This window comes from Arthrobacter sp. HLT1-20, from assembly GCF_054510895.1.
The window spans coordinates 179,930-197,289 of record NZ_JBTNDR010000002.1; the positions used below are offsets into that span (position 1 = coordinate 179,930).

Below are 17,360 nucleotides of genomic sequence, written 5' to 3' on the forward strand. Positions count from 1 at the left end.
TGCGAATTTGACCGCTGCAGCGCAGGAAGTAAGCTCCTACGCTTGCTGGCCCAAGGCTATCCACGCCCATAGCCACCGCACATCAGCACAACTACGCATAGGTGCGACTACGTATCGGCCTGCAGCCAGTCGCTCCCCATGCGGTGCGCCAAAACACTCAGCTCTACACGGGAACGCACGCTCAATTTAGCGAAAACATGGCCCAGGTGGACCTCCACTGTCCGCACAGAAACATGCAACTGTGCGGCCACCTGGCGATTTGGTGCACCACCTGCAACCAACATGGCTACCTCGAGTTCTCGCTCAGTCAGCAGTTCACCCCACACCTGACGGCAGAGTTGCAGCGGGCCTTCGCCGCGCACCGTCCCGGGATGGCCGAGCTCCGAAAAACCCCCTTCCGTCTCGCGGCGCTGATCCGCTGCCGTCCGGAACGCCGCTGCCTTCCGTGGCACTGACTTCACATCATTGGATTCCTGCCCCGGGCTGCTGTCCGGTACAGGCAAGTAGACGGCACTCTGGCTTTCCGCCTCTGGCACACCGTCAAGAGTGTTTTCCACGCAACGCAGCCACGCCATGGCGCCCACTTCCCGAAAGAGGTCTGCGGCCACGACAAGATGTTCCCGCGCCATTGCGGCAGTGCCGTGTTTCAGGCAGGCCCGGCCAAGGACGAATTCGGTACGGGCCCGATCATAATGGGACCGCAACGTCACACTGACCTTCACGGCATGCTCATAATCCTTGGCAAACCGGGAATTGTCGGTGGAACACAGCGCCATCCGGGCGGAGCTGGCTCGGCGATGACCCGATGGCATTCGCGGACCGACAGCAACGCGGTCATTCTGCGAGGCTGCCCCAGCATCGTAGGCGGCACGTCCGCGCGGTGCCATCTCATCAAAACCGGGCACGTACAGCGGCGACGCTGCACCACGCAACACTCGCTCAGCTGCAAGCCTGCCCAAGGTCGATGCCTCATCGACCTTGCCATCTAGGTATGCGGTCAGCGTCCGGTCCATGAGGTCTCCGGTCCGGATGAATGCAGAGCTGGCAGCGGGATAGCTGACTTCCATGGCATTCGCCACAGTACCGACCTCACCTGTAGTCAACACGTCAAGTCGGCGGGCCAAGATGACACCAAGACCGAAGAACGGCAACCCCACGGGCACGGACGCGGCTGCCTGCCCCAGTTCCGCCGCTGCCCTCGAGACATCTCCTGACCACAACTGGAGCAACGCCGACACAACTGCCCGGTATGCCAGTCCTAGCGGGGTTGGGGCCCCTCGCACTCCGCTGCCGCGGGTTTTGCCTGTCATGGACTGCCCGGCCTCCGGGCTTTCGTGCAACAAGCGCAAACCAGCATCTACATCGTCGTCAAGTCCAAGCGTCAAAGCATCCATGACCACGCGGGCATCGGAAAAATCATGTAGTCCGTCGAGGCATCGGCACGCGCATGCTGACTGCACCACAGCTCCTCCGAAAATAGCGCACAAGTGCCGTGCTGCGCATAGAGGTAAATCGCCAACCTGGTGAACTTCCACAAGCCGTTCGGCCTCGTCCAGCAGCCGCGCTGCCTCGTCGAGCATGCCCCCTGCTGCACATAACCCGGCTGCCAACCCTGTAGCCTTGGCAACTTGGCGGGCAACCGTGGCGAACCCCTCTGAGTCCAGAGCTTCGGCTCTTTTTAGGAAGGCTGCGCCGTGACGGGCCAGCGCCACAGTGTGAGCCTCCCCGGCGAGAAGTGATTCGGCATGGACGAACAACGGCAGCGCCCGGGCAGCCACCCGTACGTCCGGCGATGCCAGAGCCCCGCCAAGCCAGTTGGCAGCATCGTCCACCATCCCGAGGTTGAGTGCAGCAGCTCCGGCACACAGCTGTGATTCATAGAATTCTGGCCCTATGGCATGACTGGCAGCCTCACGGGCAACGGCATGGCCCCAGACAGAGTTATCACCAGCATTCGCTTTACGGGAGAGCCGCAGAAGCGCTGGGACGAGTGACTTGTCGCCCTGAAGGGTCGCCAGAGACTCATGCCAGGTGGACTTGTCCATGTCACCCAGGTCAGCGTAAGCGCGCTGCATTTCGATGTGCGCTTTGGTCCGCTCATCCAAGCTGGCCGAGCCGTGAACCCAGACACGCATGCGCGGGTCAACAAAAGAAAAGCGTCCTGCTACGAAGAGGAGATGCGTACCCAGACGGCTCGCTATCAGTTCGCTCATGGGGGCCTGCTGGTGCGCCAGCAACACTACGGTGCGGTCCTCAACACAGATCGCCGCAGCCAACAATCCTGCTCGCTCCCCGGCGTCGAGCTCGGCACCGGCCGCGCCTACCCGAGCGCTAAGGCCCGGCAGCAACGGCAGCGGATCTGGGAGTGCAGAATGGCCTGAGAGCTGGGAGTGAGTGAGGACCCCAGCTACTTCGAGCATCGCGTCAATGTCGCAGGAAAGGCCCCTGAACAGGGCCGCTGCCACATGGGGTGCCGGGGCGATCCCGTTCTGGGAACAAATCTCCAGCAATTCGGGAACTTTGACCACGGGTGTGTGGGCCAAAAGGAAAACCGGCACCATTGAAGCCCTCCATTCGAGTCAATACCAGTAACGCGCTGGTTGTAGGCTAGCAGCCCAGAAAATATGACCCCGCTACAGTGGCTGCAAAACGGCGGAGAAATCCATGACCTCGCCCCTGATGGACATGCCGAAAGCGCCGATTCCCCGTCACCCCGGCAGGAATGCCGCCACGAGAGCCCAGAACTGGCACCGAATGGCGGACTAGTGAAGAAATCATTACCCAATAATGACCACCGCGCCCTGCCCCGTGCGGCATAACGCACGTCACAGTAGGTCGTGGTGCGCGTCATTACATGAGACAATTTTCAGGTGGCACGCGGAGACGGAAAACTATCCCATGATCTTTTACCCGACGAAAAGGGACCTCAGGACGCTTGTGGCGTTCTGGGTATCTGGGCACCCGGTGAAGAGGTTGCAAAACTAACCTATTACGGACTGTATTCACTACAGCACCGTGGTCAGGAATCGGCTGGCATCGCAACAAGCGATGGCAAGCGGATCAGTGTATACAAGGACATGGGACTCGTATCCCAGGTCTTTGACGAACCCACACTGAACACCCTGACGGGGCACATGGCTGTGGGCCATTGCCGGTACTCCACCACAGGCGCAGCCAACTGGGCCAACGCCCAGCCCACCCTCGGCGCAACCGACAGCGGCACTGTGGCCCTGGCGCACAACGGCAACCTGACCAACTCCGCTGAACTGCATGAGATGGTCATTGCCAAGTACGGCGTCCCCACCTCGGGTGAAATGGCGCAGGGCAACACCACCGACACAGCTTTGGTCACCACCTTGCTGCGCGGTGAAGAAGGCCGTTCCCTGGAAGAAACAGCCATGGAACTGCTGCCCAAGATCCACGGCGCTTTCAGCTTTGTCTTCATGGACGAGCACACCCTGTATGCAGCCCGCGACCCGCACGGCGTCCGCCCGCTGGTCCTTGGCCGCCTCGACAGCGGCTGGGTGGTGGCCTCCGAGGGCGCCGCCCTGAACACCATTGGTGCCACACTCATCCGCGAAATCGAGCCCGGCGAATTCATCGCCATCGACGAAGACGGCGTGCGCACCCAGCGCTTCGCACCCGCCACCCCGGCTGGCTGCGTCTTTGAATACGTTTACCTGGCGCGCCCGGACGCCACCATTGCCGGCCGTTCCGTGTACGAGTCCCGCGTGGAGATGGGCCGTCAACTGGCCCGCGAGAACCATGCCGAGGCCGACCTGGTCATCCCCGTGCCGGAATCCGGAACCCCCGCAGCCATTGGCTATGCCGAGCAGTCTGGCATTCCCTTTGCCCACGGCTTTGTGAAGAACGCCTATGTGGGCCGGACCTTCATCCAGCCCAGTGACACCTTGCGCAAGCTGGGCATCAAGCTCAAGCTCAGTGCTCTGGAATCGGTCATCCGCGGCAAGCGCATTGTGGTTGTGGATGACTCCATTGTCCGCGGCAACACCCAGCGCGCAGTGGTCCGCATGCTCAAGGAAGCCGGCGCCGCCGAAATCCACGTGAAGATCTCCTCCCCACCCGTGCGCTGGCCCTGCTTCTACGGCATCGACTTCGCCTCCCGTGCGGAATTGATTGCCAACGGTGCAGCCATTGACGAGATCGGCAAGTCCATTGGCGCCGATTCGCTGGCCTACATCTCCGAAGACGGCATGATCGAGGCAACCCTGCAGCCGCGCGAGCGTCTCTGCACGGCCTGCTTCACGGGCACCTACCCCATCGAACTTCCCAGCAGCGACCGTTTGGGCAAAAACTTGCTCGAACGCACCCAGCCTGGCAACTCCACCACCTCCACCGGTTGCGATCCGGGACCTGACTCGGAAATGGAAAACCTCCTGACCGACCAGGACCGCACAGCAGCCGACGGTTCTTAAAGCATTCCAAGAAGAGAGACGCCATGACCAACGCCTCAAACGATCCTGCCGCAACGGGAATCACCTACGCCAGCGCCGGTGTTGACACCGAAGCAGGCGACCTCGCCGTTGAATTGATGAAGGAAGCCGTCAAGGCCACCCACGGCCCCAACGTTGTTGGCGGCTTCGGCGGATTTGCTGGCCTGTATGACGTCTCCAAGCTCCTGACGTACAAGAAGCCGTACCTGGCCACCTCCACCGACGGCGTGGGCACCAAGGTTGCCATCGCCCAGGCCATGGACATCCACGACACCATTGGTTTCGACCTGGTGGGCATGGTTGTGGATGACATTGTGGTGGTTGGCGCCGAGCCGCTGTTCATGACCGACTACATTGCCACCGGCAAGGTTGTCCCGCAGCGCGTGGCCGACATTGTCCGCGGCATCGCAGCAGCCTGCAAGGTTGCCGGAACCGCCCTGGTGGGTGGCGAAACCGCCGAGCACCCGGGCCTGTTGGCCCCCGATGAGTACGACGTCGCAGGTGCTTGCACGGGTGTCGTCGAGGCTGACCTGCTGCTGGGTCCGGAACGGGTCCGTGCGGGCGATGTCATCATCGGCATGGCCTCCTCGGGCCTGCACTCCAACGGTTACTCACTGGTTCGCCGCGTCATCAACCACGCAGGCTGGGCTTTGGACCGCCAGGTTTCCGAGCTGGGCCGCACCCTGGGCGAGGAGCTCCTGGAGCCCACCCGCGTGTACGCCGCCGACTGCCTGGATCTGACCCGCTACCTTCCAGTCACGCAGGAAAAAGCCGTTCACGGTTTCAGTCACATCACCGGCGGCGGTTTGGCAGCCAACCTGGCACGCGTTCTCCCGCAGGGCCTCATCGGCACGGTTGACCGTTCCACCTGGAGCCTGCCGGCCATCTTCAACCTGGTGTCCCAGCTGGGCAACGTGCCGCTGGCCGACCTGGAGCGCACGCTGAACCTTGGCGTGGGCATGGTTGCAGTGGTTTCCGCTGATGCCGCCGACGACGCCATTGCACGCCTGAACTCCCGCGGCCTGCCGTCATGGGCCATGGGAACGGTCACCGCCGAGGCCTCCGATTCGGACAAGACCGGTTCTGACTACACCCAGGGCGCCAAGGGCGTCAATGGCGGTGCCGTCCGCCTGGTGGGCAACTACGCTTCTTAAAGGGTTCGGCCATAAAACTGCCGCCGTTCCCGCTTTTTGCCGCAGCTATAGCTGCGGCATTTTGCGGGAACGGCGGCATTTTTCGCGCCCCTAGCGAATGTGCGGCAGCCTGAGCGTGAACGTGGTGGGGTTGGAAACACTGGTGAGCTCCAGCGTCCCGCCGAGCAGCTTGGCGTTTTCCAGGGCCAGCGACAACCCCAGGCCGGTGCCGCCCCGGTTCCGGGATGTGTCCGTCTTGTAGAAGCGGTCAAAGAGATGCCCGGCGCTATCCGCGGGAATGCCCGCCCCGTGGTCGGCCACTTCCACAACTAGCTGCGTGTCGTCCAGAAAAGCCCGCACACTGATGGGCGCCCCGCCATGGGCCATGGCATTCGTGAGCAGGTTGGCCACAATCACCTCAAAACGGCGCGGATCAGTACTGAACTGCAGACCGTCCTGCGTGTCAACGGCCACTTCAGGGCTCAAACCGCGGGATTCAAGGAGTTGCTGTAGTTTCACGGCCACGTCAAAATTCTCCGAATGCACGGTGTTCTGTGCCGCGTCAAAGCGGGAGATCTCCAGGAGGTCTTCCGTGAGCCGATGCATCCGCCGTGCCGCCCGTGCTGTCACGGCGGCCGCCTCTTTGACGTTTGAGGGGTCCCCGCCGCTGAGTTCTAGCACGTCAGCCATGGCCACCATGGCCGTGACAGGTGTCCGAATCTCGTGGGAAACATCCGCCACAAAGCGCCGAGACGCAGCTTCCTTGGCCGTCAGTTCGGCCAGGGTCGCCTGCAGTCTGCTGTTGGCAGCATTGAATGCCTCAACCAGCCCCGTCAGTTCCGCCACCCCGCCCACCTTGACAGCCAAAGTTCCCTGACCGACGTCGAGCTTGTCCACAGCGGAGCGCAGTTGGCGCACGGGGCGGGCTATCCACCGCGCCAGGAGCACGCCCGTCAGTGTTGCAACCATGGCCATGACGGCCACCAACCAGATCGTTGAGGCGGCGAGCGAGTCGATTTGTTGCTGCTGCTTGCCCAGGGGGTAGCTTGCGTACATGATGGCCTGGAGGGTGCGGCTGGACGTGGCGTCGGGACCAGTGGGCGCGGCACCTGACCCGGGCGGATTCTGCGCGTCCCTGACAGGGGCCAGGGTCAGCGTCACCGGCGCACCAATGAGGAATCTGTAGCTCAGCCCCTGGCGTTCGCGCAGCCACGTCACGCTGTCCGAGCTGGTGACCTGGCGTTGAAACGACTGCGGAATCATTTGCATTTGGGCGTAGGCACCAAAATCGTTTCCGTCCCCCAGGGCCAGCAGAACAGGGCCCCTTGCCCCCGACTGGGCCCAGATGAGCAGGTCCTCATCCGTGAGACTTGCACATTCGGCGGGCTGGCACTCCATGGGTGCCGTGGCCTTCTCCGCCGTGGCGGAAAATTCGTCGAAAAGCCTTTCCTGTTCGGCCTGCAAAATGTTGTTGCGGGCACTGCTGTACATCACAGCACCTGTAACCACCACCGCAAAGACAGCTATGAGGGCGCAACTCACGGCAAGCCTGGCCCCTAGGCCGGCAAACAAGCGGCGCATCAGCAAAGGTCGAATCTGTACCCGAAGCCGCGAACAGTAGCAATGATCTTGGGGTCCGCCGGGTCAGCTTCGACCTTGCTGCGCAGCCGCTGGATGCACGCATCCACAATGCGCGACTCATTCAGGTAGTCGGTGCCCCACACCTCTCGCAGTAGTTGCACCCGGCTGCGCACCTGGCCGGGGTGGTTGGACAGCTCCAGCAAGAGCCTGGTTTCCGTGGCCGTCAGCGGCACAGCCTCACCATAGATGGTGGCCACCAAGGACTTGCGGTCCAATCTCAGCGCTCCGCTGCTGACGACGTCGGACTCCCCCACCGGAGCTGCAGGAAGGGAACTGCGCCGCAGCAAGGCCCTGATCCTGGCGTCGAGCAGGTAGGGCTCAACAGGTTTCACCACGTAGTCGTCGGCCCCCGATTCAAGGCCAAGGACCACATCGGCGTCATCGCCCCTGGCCGTCATCATGATGATGGGCACCTGGGAGACTGCGCGGATTTGCCGGCACACCTCCCGCCCGTCAAGGTCCGGCAGCATCAGGTCCAGGACCACCAGGCCAGGAGCGGGGACGGCAGTGGCCAGGGCAACGCCCTCCCTGCCCAGATAGCAGCCAACAACGCTGTGGCCGCGTTGTGAAAGCGCCAGCCGGAATGCTGCATTGATGTCCGGATCATCCTCCACCAGAAGAATGCTTGCCATGGGTCCCCCAGCATGATTGATTCGCGTCCTGACTCCATCCTAGGGGCGCCCCTGTGGGGTAGGGGGCCGTTTATTGGCGCCCCGGGATACTGTGACACGTTGGTGACAAAGCCCGAACATGGCGCAGATATTGGCTGCATAGCGTGAAAAGATGCAAACAATCCCAAAGCGCATCCTTGCCCTGGTGTCCGTGGTGGCCCTTGTCCTGACGGGGTGTTCTCCCGGTGATTCGCAACCCGAGAAGACCATTGCGGCCCTGGACGTTCAGCTGGTCTGGCCCCAGGCGAGCAGCAGCCTGGCAACTCTGGCGGACACCGTTCCCTCGGTCAACCGCCCACAATCCAAGGCCCGGCCCACTGCCAGCACGGCCAAGGTGATCACGGCCCTGGCCGTCCTGGCGAAGCACCCCCTAGCTGCGGGCAATGAGGGCCCGGTTGTGGTGCTGGGCCCCGAGGATGTGACGCTCGCCAATGACTACGCCGCGAGCAGCGGAACCTACCTGCCTGTATATGAAGGCATGAACATGACAGTTCAGGCCATGCTGGAGGCGATGCTGCTGCCCTCGGCCAACAACATTGCCGACACCCTGGCCATCTGGGCTTTTGGTTCCATGGGCGCCTACCGTCAAGCGGCCACCAGCCTTGTGGAGTCTCTGGGCATGCGTTCAACCACCATCGGCTCCGACGCCAGCGGCTATGACCCGTCCACGACTAGCACTGCGGGCGATCTGGCCCTGCTGGCCCGGGCGGCCATGAAGTCCCCGGTCATTGCCCAAATCGCGGGCCTCGAGTCTGCCGTTATTCCCGGCTACGGGCCCGTGACCAATACCAACACCCTGCTGGGCACTCAGGGAATTGTCGGGTTGAAGACAGGAACCAGCCCGCAGGCTGGCGGAGTGTTCCTCTTCGCGGCCAATGCGACCATCAAGGGCAGGCAAACCGTTGTTGTTGGCGCCGTCATGGGTGCCGGCGATTCGTCAGCAGACGCCATGCGGGAGACCGAGGGGCTGCTCAAGTCGCTCCGTGCCGCCCCCGCCACGTCACCGGTCAAGCCCGTGGCGGTGGGACCGTGACGCATCGGTCCCTTGCTCTCGGCGTGACTGCCTTCCTGGGCGCGGCAGCCATTTTGGGTGGCTCCTTGGCCGGCCTGCTTGGGCTGGGGGTGCAGCACGTTGCCGGAGGCCTCCTGCCCGAGCCGCCGGCGGAATGCCCGACGCACGTCGTTGCCCCTGCTCCCCTGGCCGGACTGGCCGTGAAGGTTCATAACTCCGCGAAAGTGGAGGGCTTGGCGGCCAGTACTGCACAGGTACTCAAAAAGCAGGGGGTGAAGGTGGCTTCCCTGGGAAACAAGGCGGCCCCGGAAGCGTCCGGCGAGGGCCACGATGTGATCATTGCCGCCTCAGCCAAACATCTTCCCGAGGCAGTTGCCCTCCAGTCCCTTTTTCCCGCGTCCGTGTTCCTCCTGGACGACGCCGAACCAGAGCCGAGCATCTACCTCACCCGCGCCGATCCCAAGACAAACCCGGCGCCAGCGGCAAGCCGGAGCGCGGTTAGGTGTGCTGCTGGCTGAGCCGACACCTAACACCGGCCGGCACCGCCGGCACCGCGAAAATGCCGCCGTTCCCGCTTTTTGCCGCAGCTATAACTGCGGCATTTTGCGGGAACGGCGGCATTTTTCAAAGTGGTTTGGGGACAACAAAATCCCCACATGACGCTTCAGCATTTTTAGCTGTGCGTCATGCAGGGTTTGTTGCGTTTGGTGTCTAAGCGTTCCTAGCCAATGCGGCGGGAGTCCACGTCGTCGTCGTCCTCAAACTGATCCGCATATTTATCTTCATATGCCGAATAATCCGGTTCTGCAGGAACCTCGATTTGCTGGCTCGGGGCTCGCCGAGTTGTTCCACCGAGCTCTTTCTGCAGAGCTGAATAATCAGTGTTCGGGGAGTAGTACTTAATGTCCCGAGCCTGCTTGGTTGCCTTCGCCTTTTGACGGCCGCGCCCCATGGCGTGACCCCCTTTTTACACTTGGACCGGAGGTGGTCGCTCGGGCTAAGAGCGAGGCTCCGGAATATTCGGTCAATTTGTCGTACTCATAGATTACATGAGTTCTGGAGCAATCGCGGCAGGCATGGGCTGTTCTGCCCATAGCCAAACACCGAATTTGACGGTGCAGGCAGCCAATATTCGATAGAGTCAGCTATAGGCGGAGAATTTGTTCCGCAATGACGGCTTTTTTGAGACCGCCACGGGGACGAAATTCCTTGCCGGCCACCCGCTTCAGTCCATAGATTTTGCGTCAGATCCTTAGCGCAGCACGGAAGGTTTAGTACCCATGAACGAGAGCAGCGACGCCAACGGTCAGGGCGCTGAAGAATTCCCTAAGCCAGCCTCCGGCGAGCCTGAAACTGACAGCGCCGACGCCACGCTTACCGGCACGGTTACCGGCACGGACTACGAGCTGGCCGAGCCCACCCTGGGCGACGCCGAGATCAGCGAGGACGTCGCGGAGAGCGTTGACCTTGAAGCCGCTGAGGCGGAGGCCGCTGCCGTGGAACGCGAGGCCGAACTGGCAACGCGGGGCGTGTCCTCCGGTCTTGGTCAGGACGACGCCGGCACCCCGGCAGCCGATGACCCCGATTGGGACTCCGCCAGCACCGTCTTGCGCACCGATTTTTCCCAGCCGCCGGTAGCCAGCAACCCCTGGACCCAGCCCGCGCCGGACGCTGCGCCGGAACAGCAGGCAACCCCGGAGTCTGCGGAGGTCCCGGCCGCACCTGCGGTTGTCCTGCCACCCGTTCCGGCATCAGCCCCGGGCCAGTTTGACGCCGAAGCCGACGCACCCGCCGCACCCGCAGCTGGCCCCACCCAGGGCGCTGCCGAGACAAGCACTCTTGGTCACAGCGTGGCCGACGGGCACGGCTGGCACCGCCCGGAGACACCATGGCAGCAGTCGGCCACGCCCTGGCAGCCCAAGGCCGGTGCCTGGCAGTCTCCCTCGCAGATTGCCCGTGGTGAGGCCGATGCCGCAGCGGCTGCCGCCGGAGCCGCCGCTGCGGCCGCCACGCCTGAAGGGCAGCCGGAATTCACCGCGGCCAGCCCCACAGCTCCCCCTGTCCCGCAGGCACCTCAGGCCGTCCAGCAGCCTGCTCCCCAAGCTCCTGCTCAGTACGGTCAGATTCCTTACGGTCAGCCTCCTCTGGGCCAGGCCCCGTATGGTCAGCAGGGCTCTCCAGCAGTCGGCCAGCCGCCCTATGCTCAGGCCCAGCCGCCCTACGGCGCACCAACACCCTTTGGCCAGCCATCAACCCCTGGTGGGCAACCCCCCTACGGTGCGCCCGGCATGCCCCCGGTTCCCGGCGGACCCCAGGGTCCCGGCTACCCCGGCGGCCCCCAACGCCCGGGCGGCAACAGTGGCGGCAACGGCAACAAGAAACTCTTCATCATTTTGGGCATAGTGCTCCTGGCTGTTGTGCTGTTGGGTGTGCTGGTGACGCTGCTAATCGGCTTCATCACCTCCAGCCTGAACAATGCCGGACCTGCCCCTGCCCCCACCACACAGTCGCAGGAAGTGCCCAGCGACGATCCCAGCAGTGAGAGCGTGGATCCGGGGGCTGATGTTGTGGTGCCGCAGGCGTCACCGCTGGACTGGATACAGGGCGATTGCCTGCGCGACTTCAAGGGCGTTTCCGCTGCCGCTGACGTTGTGCTGTGCAACAGCCCGCACTCGGCCCAGCTTGTTGGCACGTTTTACTATGGCGACGACGAGACGTTCCCCGGCGGTGACGCCCTCAAGGCCAAGGCGGCCGAGGTCTGCAAGGACGTGCAACTGACCACCGAGGCGGAGAGCATGAAGGACTTGAAGCAGCTCACGGCCTACCCCTCCCAGTCAACGTGGGACGACTCCGGCGACCGCCGTGTGGACTGCCTCATTCAGGACACCAGCGGCAACAGGTTGCTGTCCTCCCTGATCAAATAGCTGCGGCTTAAAAACCTAAAGGGCTGTGGGATTCGTCAAGTACACTTCCGAATCCCACAGCCCTTCTGTTTGCCCTATGGGCGGGCGTCGGCGGGCAGGCTTGCCGCTACCCGGCTCACGCTCAGACCCGCACTGCTGGCCGATTCCACGTCCAACTCCTCAAAGTCGGCCGCAGTGTCCACCAAGACGGTGTCGCCGTCGGTGACACTGCCGGACAGGATCTCCCGGGCCAACCGGTCACCAATCTCGCGCTGCACCAGCCTGCGCAACGGCCGGGCGCCGTAGGCGGGATCATAGCCCGTCAATGCCAGCCAGGCCTTGGCGGCATCGGTGACCTCCAACGTCAGACGGCGTGAATGCAACCGGGTGGACAGCGCCTGTACCTGCAGGTCCACAATGTGGGAGAGCTCTTCCACACTGAGGGCGTCAAACATGACAATCTCATCGAGCCTGTTCAGGAACTCAGGCTTGAACGATGACTCCACCACGCCCATGACGGCCTTGCGCTTTTGCGCATCGGACAAGCTCGGATCCACCAGGAACTGCGAGCCCAGGTTGGACGTCAGCACAATGATCACATTGCGGAAGTCCACGGTGCGGCCCTGCCCGTCGGTGAGCCGGCCGTCGTCGAACACCTGCAAGAGGATGTCAAAGACTTCCGGGTGCGCCTTCTCCACCTCATCCAACAGCACCACCGAGTACGGACGACGGCGCACGGCCTCAGTCAGCTGGCCACCCTCGTCGTACCCCACGTAGCCCGGAGGCGCACCCACCAGGCGGGACACCGAATGCTTCTCGGAGTACTCGCTCATGTCGATGCGGATCATGGCACGTTCGTCGTCGAACAGGAAGTCGGCAAGAGCCTTGGCCAGCTCCGTCTTACCCACACCCGTGGGGCCCAGGAACAAAAACGATCCCGTGGGCCGGTCCGGATCGCTGATGCCAGCCCTGGCGCGGCGGACCGCGTCGGAGACGGCCGTCACGGCCTTGGACTGGCCAATCAGGCGCGAACCCAAGACCTGTTCCATTTGGAGCAGCTTCTGGCTTTCGCCCTGCAGCATGCGCCCGGCCGGAATGCCCGTCCAGGCGGAAATGACCTCGGCGATGTCATCGGCGGTGACTTCCTCGGCCACCATCAGGTCAGCCTTTTCGATGGACTCTTCCTCCGCGGCTGCGGCCTCCAAGTCACGCTGCAGCGCCGGGATTTCCCCGTACAGCACCCGGGAGGCCTGCTCCAGGTCGCCGTCGCGCTGGGCCTTGTCCGCAATGGAACGCAGCTCATCCAGCTTGGCCTTCAAGTCACCCACCCGGTTCAACCCGGCCTTCTCGGCTTCCCAACGGGCATTGAGCCCGGCTAGTTCCTCCTTCTTGTCGGCCATGTCGGCGCGCAACGCTTCAAGACGCTCCACCGATGCTGCGTCCGTTTCACCGCTGAGCGCGAGCTCCTCCATGGTCAAACGATCCACGGCCCGGCGGAGCGCATCGATCTCCTCCGGGGCGGAATCGATCTCCATGCGCAGCCGTGACGCCGCCTCATCGACCAGGTCAATGGCCTTGTCAGGCAGTTGGCGCCCGGTGATGTAGCGGTTGGACAGCGTGGCAGCGGCAACCAGTGCGGAGTCGGCGATGGCCACCTTGTGGTGTGCCTCGTAGCGTTCCTTCAGGCCACGGAGAATGCCGATGGTGTCATCGACGCTGGGCTCGCCCACGAACACCTGCTGGAAACGGCGCTCCAGGGCCGGATCCTTCTCGATGTTCTCGCGGAATTCATCCAGCGTGGTGGCACCAATCAGGCGCAGCTCACCGCGGGCCAGCATGGGCTTGAGCATGTTGCCCGCATCCATGGAGCCTTCAGAAGCGCCGGCACCAACCACCGTGTGGATCTCGTCGATGAACGTGACGATCTGGCCGTCGGAGGCCTTGATCTCCTCCAACACAGCCTTGAGGCGTTCCTCAAACTCGCCGCGGTACTTGGCCCCGGCCACCATGGCGGCAAGGTCCAAGCTGATGAGCGTCTTCCCGCGCAGGGACTCCGGAACATCGCCGGCCACCATGCGCTGGGCCAGACCTTCCACCACTGCCGTCTTGCCGACGCCGGGCTCACCGATGAGCACGGGGTTGTTCTTGGTGCGGCGGCTGAGCACCTGCATGACGCGGCGAATCTCGGAGTCGCGGCCAATGACGGGATCCAGCTTGCCCGAGCGGGCAATGGCTGTCATGTCCACGCCGAACTTTTCCAGCGCCTCAAAGGTGTTTTCCGGATCGGGCGTGGTGACCTTGCCGTCGCCCCTCACGCTAGGCAGCGCGGCGTCCAGCGCGGCCCGGGAGGCACCTGCCTGGCGCAGGGCATTTCCTGTTGCTCCGGCGTCGTTCGCCAGGCCCAAAAGGAGGTGTTCGGTGGAAACGTAGCTGTCCCCCATGGTCTCGGCGGCCTGCTGGGCAGCCTGCACGGCCATCAAGGTGTTGCGGCTGAGCTGGGCCTGGGCCACGGACGTGCCCGACGACGACGGCAGCTCACGGATCGCTGCACTGGCGGCGACGCTGACGGCGTCCGGATCAACTGCGGCGGCCTTGAGCAAGGCGACGGCAACGCCTTGGCGCTGGTCCATCAGGGCCTTGAGGAGGTGCGCCGGCTCCACGGTGGGGTTGCCAGCGGTGGAGGCGTTCATGGCAGCGGAGGAAAGAGCCTCCTGGCTCTTTGTGGTGAATTTGGCGTCCAAGAGGGGTCCTTTCGTTGTGTGTCAACAATGTGTGGCGACTCAGCTTCTACAAAGTTGAGTCTACTACGCTCAACTTACGGTTGAGGGAACTTATTCCGGGATTTCTATTGTTCGCAAAATTTTCTTGACCTTGACGTTGCGTCAACCTTTACCGTGGTGTTTATGGACCTTTCAATTCAGCAGCTGGCCCAATTGAGTGGCACTACAAGCCGCACTCTACGTCACTATGACGAGATAGGGCTACTGCCCCCAAGCCGCATCGCCAGCAATGGCTACCGGCACTACGACCAGGCCGCACTGATGCAGCTCCAGCGCATTTTGTTGCTGAGAGAGCTGGGCCTGGGCTTGCCCGCCATTGCTTCGGTGCTGGACCACGAAACCTCACCCGCGGCGGCTCTGCAGACGCATGTGGCCCTGCTGCGGGCCGAGCAGGCCCGGCTGGTGCGGCTGATTGCGTCCGTCGAAAAGACCATTGCAGCCCAACACGAAGGAGTGGAAATCATGGCACAGAACATGTTCGACGGCTTTGACCACACGCACTACAAGGAGGAAGTGGAACAACGCTGGGGCAAGGATGCCTACGCGAGCAGTGATGCGTGGTGGCGCGGCATGGACGCCGCCGCGCGGCAGGCCTGGAAGGACCGGCTTGCAGCCCTCAATGGAGACTGGCGGGCCGCCGCATCAAGCGGAATGAAGGCCGGTTCGCCAGCCGCACAGGAATTGGCGCGGCGCCACGTTGAGTGGCTGGGCTCGATTCCTGGGACGCCCGGCTCCACGCCCGCCTCCCGTGGCGGCGACAATGCTGGCCTCAACACTGGCCCCACTGTCGGCCCCGCCGTCAAGGACTATGTGCTGGGCCTGGGTGAGATGTATGTGGCAGATCAACGCTTTGCCGCCAATTACGGTGGCACGGCCGGAGCCACGTTTGTGCGGGACGCCCTGGCCGCCTATGTGGAACGTGAACTGTAGCGGGGCGCGGGGGCCGCTGTGGTCATTCGCCTAGGGCCCACCCAGCAGCGAATGTCCGCAACGGCCCCCGGCTGGCAGAAACGAACGACGCCGGCACCCCACCCGGGCCTAAACTGGGCCCATGATCTTCATCGATCCGCCGTATTGGCCGGCCCACGGGACAGTGTTCTCCCATTTGATCTCCGATGCCTCACTGGCTGAGCTGCACGACTTCGCCGCAGCCAACGACGTGGCCAAACGCGCCTTTGACCTAGACCACTACGATGTCCCAGCGCGCCGCTACGACGATCTGGTGGCGGCCGGGGCCGTGGCGGTCTCTGGCAAGGACTTGGCGCGCACCCTCGTGGCGTCGGGGCTTCGCATCAAGGCCAAGTATCGGGTCAAGTCGGCGGGGTCGGTGCTGGAATTGCGCTGGGACGCACTACTGCCGGGGCAGCGGGAGCTGGGGGCTGAGTTGTTGCGCCGCTGGAACGAACCTCACCGCCACTACCATTGCACCAGCCACCTATTGGCCGTTTTGGAGTCCCTGGACCTACTCACCAACAGTTCCCCGCCGCCAGCTGTGGCCCTGGCTGCATGGTTTCACGACGCCATCTATGAGGGCGTTCCGGGGAGGGATGAGGAGCAATCTGCGGATTTGGCTCGGCACTACCTCACGGGGCTGGTGGAGCCTCCCGTGGTTGACGAGGTGGTCCGATTGGTGCGGCTGACGGTGCAACACACCCCTGCCGCCAATGATCACGCTGGAGCTTTGCTGTGCGACGCCGATCTGGCCATCCTGGGTTCGGCACCCTTGCGCTATGGGCAGTATGTAACGGATGTTCGCAAGGACTACGCGCATATTCCCCAGGACCAGTTCAACTTGGGACGGGCAGCTGTGCTCCGGCAGCTACTGGCCTTGGAGCCGCTTTTCCGCACGGATTCGGGGCAACAGCTCTGGGCAGCCCCGGCCCGGAGAAATATGTCCGCGGAATTGGCGCAGCTGAACCTTGCAAACGGCCAAGGGTAAATGTCCAAGGCGAGCGGCACTAGGCTGGCAGCATGACCGCATACACTGACCTGCCCATGTGTGAATTTGCGTTTCCCGGCCCCTTGCGGGACAAGCTCGTCGCAGCCGTTCTGGACGGTTCCAAGACCTCCACCACTGCCACGCGCCTTGAATACGACGTTGAGCAGGTGGCGCTGCCCGTGGCTGGCCTGCAGGAAGTGGTCATCGACTCCGCAGGCAGTCCGGTGGCAGTCATTGAAATGACAGAGGTTCGCACGATCCGGCTCGCTGATGTGGATCTGCAACATGCCATCGATGAGGGCGAGGGTTTCACCACTGTGGCCCAATGGCGGGCCGGCCACCAGGCATTTTGGCATTCGCAAGACATGCGCAACGCCATGGGAGACCCGCACTTCACAGTGGACGACAACACGGAACTGGTACTTCAGCGCTTCAGGGTGGTGGCGCGGCTGCCCTAGCGCCGCTCGGCGCTGGGCCACTATTCTGCGAAGGTGGCAACCATGGGGGTAGTTCGGATGTGGCACGATGAGCAAGGCTGGGGAATCATCGACTCCGAGCCAACACCTGGCGGTTGTTGGGCTCATTTCTCCCGCGTTGCCGTGTCCGGCTACGCGTCACTGAAAAACGGCCAGGCCGTAATTTTGGAGTGGGAGGCAGCGGATCAAGACGGTTTCAAGTTCCGGGCGGCACGGGTGTGGCCCGCGGCCGCGGAGCCAATCACCGCTGAGCACACCCCCGCCGACGGCGCATACTCCTCCAGCCTGGCCATCACCCTTGATGAGTAGCGGGTTGCAGAATTTCGGTGCCGCCGCAGCTGGCTAAGCTGG

Annotated in this window: 14 protein-coding genes; 9 read left to right on the plus strand and 5 right to left on the minus strand. The window is 63.2% G+C overall.

Annotated features, from left to right (window positions below; genetic code table 11):
- Positions 1 to 107: 107 nt before the first annotated feature.
- Positions 108 to 2,561 (minus strand): helix-turn-helix transcriptional regulator, encoded by a 2,454-nt coding sequence (locus ACX80Q_RS02125; protein ID WP_459328861.1) that lies wholly within the window; start codon positions 2,559 to 2,561, stop codon positions 108 to 110.
- A gap of 309 nt (positions 2,562 to 2,870) precedes the next feature.
- Here ACX80Q_RS02125 and purF point away from each other — a divergent pair, with 309 nt between their 5' ends.
- Positions 2,871 to 4,436 (plus strand): amidophosphoribosyltransferase, encoded by a 1,566-nt coding sequence (gene purF / locus ACX80Q_RS02130; protein WP_459328862.1) that lies wholly within the window; start codon positions 2,871 to 2,873, stop codon positions 4,434 to 4,436.
- A 23-nt stretch (positions 4,437 to 4,459) separates the two neighbouring features.
- On the plus strand, positions 4,460 to 5,608 hold the full coding sequence (gene purM, locus ACX80Q_RS02135) for a phosphoribosylformylglycinamidine cyclo-ligase (protein WP_459328863.1): 1,149 nt from the start codon (positions 4,460 to 4,462) through the stop codon (positions 5,606 to 5,608).
- A 90-nt stretch (positions 5,609 to 5,698) separates the two neighbouring features.
- Here purM and ACX80Q_RS02140 read toward each other — a convergent pair whose 3' ends face one another.
- Positions 5,699 to 7,129 carry a sensor histidine kinase gene (locus ACX80Q_RS02140; RefSeq protein WP_459328864.1) on the minus strand — a complete coding sequence of 477 codons (1,431 nt, stop codon included), beginning with the start codon at positions 7,127 to 7,129 and terminating at the stop codon, positions 5,699 to 5,701.
- Positions 7,130 to 7,167: 38 nt separating this feature from the next.
- Positions 7,168 to 7,860, minus strand: coding sequence for a winged helix-turn-helix domain-containing protein (locus ACX80Q_RS02145; RefSeq protein WP_459328865.1), 693 nt, complete (start codon positions 7,858 to 7,860; stop codon positions 7,168 to 7,170).
- Between the two features lie 151 nt (positions 7,861 to 8,011).
- Between ACX80Q_RS02145 and ACX80Q_RS02150 the strand changes: the two genes are divergently transcribed.
- Together ACX80Q_RS02150 and ACX80Q_RS02155 are read left to right on the plus strand one after the other, a co-directional pair.
- Positions 8,012 to 8,932, plus strand: coding sequence for a D-alanyl-D-alanine carboxypeptidase family protein (locus ACX80Q_RS02150; protein ID WP_459328866.1), 921 nt, complete (start codon positions 8,012 to 8,014; stop codon positions 8,930 to 8,932).
- On the plus strand, positions 8,929 to 9,429 hold the full coding sequence (locus tag ACX80Q_RS02155; protein ID WP_459328867.1) for a LytR C-terminal domain-containing protein: 501 nt from the start codon (positions 8,929 to 8,931) through the stop codon (positions 9,427 to 9,429). Before ACX80Q_RS02150 ends, ACX80Q_RS02155 begins: the two co-directional genes overlap by 4 nt.
- A 203-nt stretch (positions 9,430 to 9,632) precedes the next feature.
- On the opposite strand, the gene ACX80Q_RS02160 is transcribed toward ACX80Q_RS02155, so the two are convergent.
- Complete coding sequence (locus tag ACX80Q_RS02160) at positions 9,633 to 9,863, minus strand: DUF3073 domain-containing protein (protein ID WP_103463796.1); 231 nt, start codon at positions 9,861 to 9,863, stop codon at positions 9,633 to 9,635.
- Positions 9,864 to 10,191: 328 nt separating this feature from the next.
- Between ACX80Q_RS02160 and ACX80Q_RS02165 the strand changes: the two genes are divergently transcribed.
- Positions 10,192 to 11,835 carry a hypothetical protein gene (locus ACX80Q_RS02165; RefSeq protein WP_459328868.1) on the plus strand — a complete coding sequence of 548 codons (1,644 nt, stop codon included), beginning with the start codon at positions 10,192 to 10,194 and terminating at the stop codon, positions 11,833 to 11,835.
- 74 nt (positions 11,836 to 11,909) lie between these two features.
- Here ACX80Q_RS02165 and clpB read toward each other — a convergent pair whose 3' ends face one another.
- Positions 11,910 to 14,555 (minus strand): ATP-dependent chaperone ClpB, encoded by a 2,646-nt coding sequence (gene clpB / locus ACX80Q_RS02170; RefSeq protein WP_459328869.1) that lies wholly within the window; start codon positions 14,553 to 14,555, stop codon positions 11,910 to 11,912.
- Between the two features lie 162 nt (positions 14,556 to 14,717).
- Here clpB and ACX80Q_RS02175 point away from each other — a divergent pair, with 162 nt between their 5' ends.
- The 4 genes from ACX80Q_RS02175 to ACX80Q_RS02190 all read left to right on the plus strand — a co-directional run bounded on the left by ACX80Q_RS02175 (position 14,718) and on the right by ACX80Q_RS02190 (position 17,318).
- On the plus strand, positions 14,718 to 15,524 hold the full coding sequence (locus ACX80Q_RS02175) for a MerR family transcriptional regulator (RefSeq protein WP_459328870.1): 807 nt from the start codon (positions 14,718 to 14,720) through the stop codon (positions 15,522 to 15,524).
- A gap of 121 nt (positions 15,525 to 15,645) precedes the next feature.
- Positions 15,646 to 16,533 (plus strand): DUF4031 domain-containing protein, encoded by an 888-nt coding sequence (locus ACX80Q_RS02180; protein ID WP_459328871.1) that lies wholly within the window; start codon positions 15,646 to 15,648, stop codon positions 16,531 to 16,533.
- A 32-nt stretch (positions 16,534 to 16,565) separates the two neighbouring features.
- Positions 16,566 to 16,991 (plus strand): ASCH domain-containing protein, encoded by a 426-nt coding sequence (locus tag ACX80Q_RS02185; protein WP_459328872.1) that lies wholly within the window; start codon positions 16,566 to 16,568, stop codon positions 16,989 to 16,991.
- A gap of 42 nt (positions 16,992 to 17,033) precedes the next feature.
- Positions 17,034 to 17,318, plus strand: coding sequence for a hypothetical protein (locus tag ACX80Q_RS02190; RefSeq protein ID WP_459328873.1), 285 nt, complete (start codon positions 17,034 to 17,036; stop codon positions 17,316 to 17,318).
- Positions 17,319 to 17,360 lie beyond the last annotated feature (42 nt).

Excerpts from the sequence above, each read along its gene's own strand:
- ACX80Q_RS02190 (WP_459328873.1), top strand. The coding sequence starts at position 17,034 with ATGGGGGTAGTTCGGATGTGGCACGATGAGCAAGGCTGGGGAATCATC.
- purM (WP_459328863.1), top strand. The coding sequence starts at position 4,460 with ATGACCAACGCCTCAAACGATCCTGCCGCAACGGGAATCACCTACGCC.
- ACX80Q_RS02165 (WP_459328868.1), top strand. The coding sequence starts at position 10,192 with ATGAACGAGAGCAGCGACGCCAACGGTCAGGGCGCTGAAGAATTCCCT.
- ACX80Q_RS02145 (WP_459328865.1), bottom strand. The coding sequence starts at position 7,860 with ATGGCAAGCATTCTTCTGGTGGAGGATGATCCGGACATCAATGCAGCA.
- ACX80Q_RS02180 (WP_459328871.1), top strand. The coding sequence starts at position 15,646 with ATGATCTTCATCGATCCGCCGTATTGGCCGGCCCACGGGACAGTGTTC.
- ACX80Q_RS02175 (WP_459328870.1), top strand. The coding sequence starts at position 14,718 with ATGGACCTTTCAATTCAGCAGCTGGCCCAATTGAGTGGCACTACAAGC.
- ACX80Q_RS02185 (WP_459328872.1), top strand. The coding sequence starts at position 16,566 with ATGACCGCATACACTGACCTGCCCATGTGTGAATTTGCGTTTCCCGGC.
- ACX80Q_RS02160 (WP_103463796.1), bottom strand. The coding sequence starts at position 9,863 with ATGGGGCGCGGCCGTCAAAAGGCGAAGGCAACCAAGCAGGCTCGGGAC.
- ACX80Q_RS02125 (WP_459328861.1), bottom strand. The coding sequence starts at position 2,561 with ATGGTGCCGGTTTTCCTTTTGGCCCACACACCCGTGGTCAAAGTTCCC.
- ACX80Q_RS02150 (WP_459328866.1), top strand. The coding sequence starts at position 8,012 with ATGCAAACAATCCCAAAGCGCATCCTTGCCCTGGTGTCCGTGGTGGCC.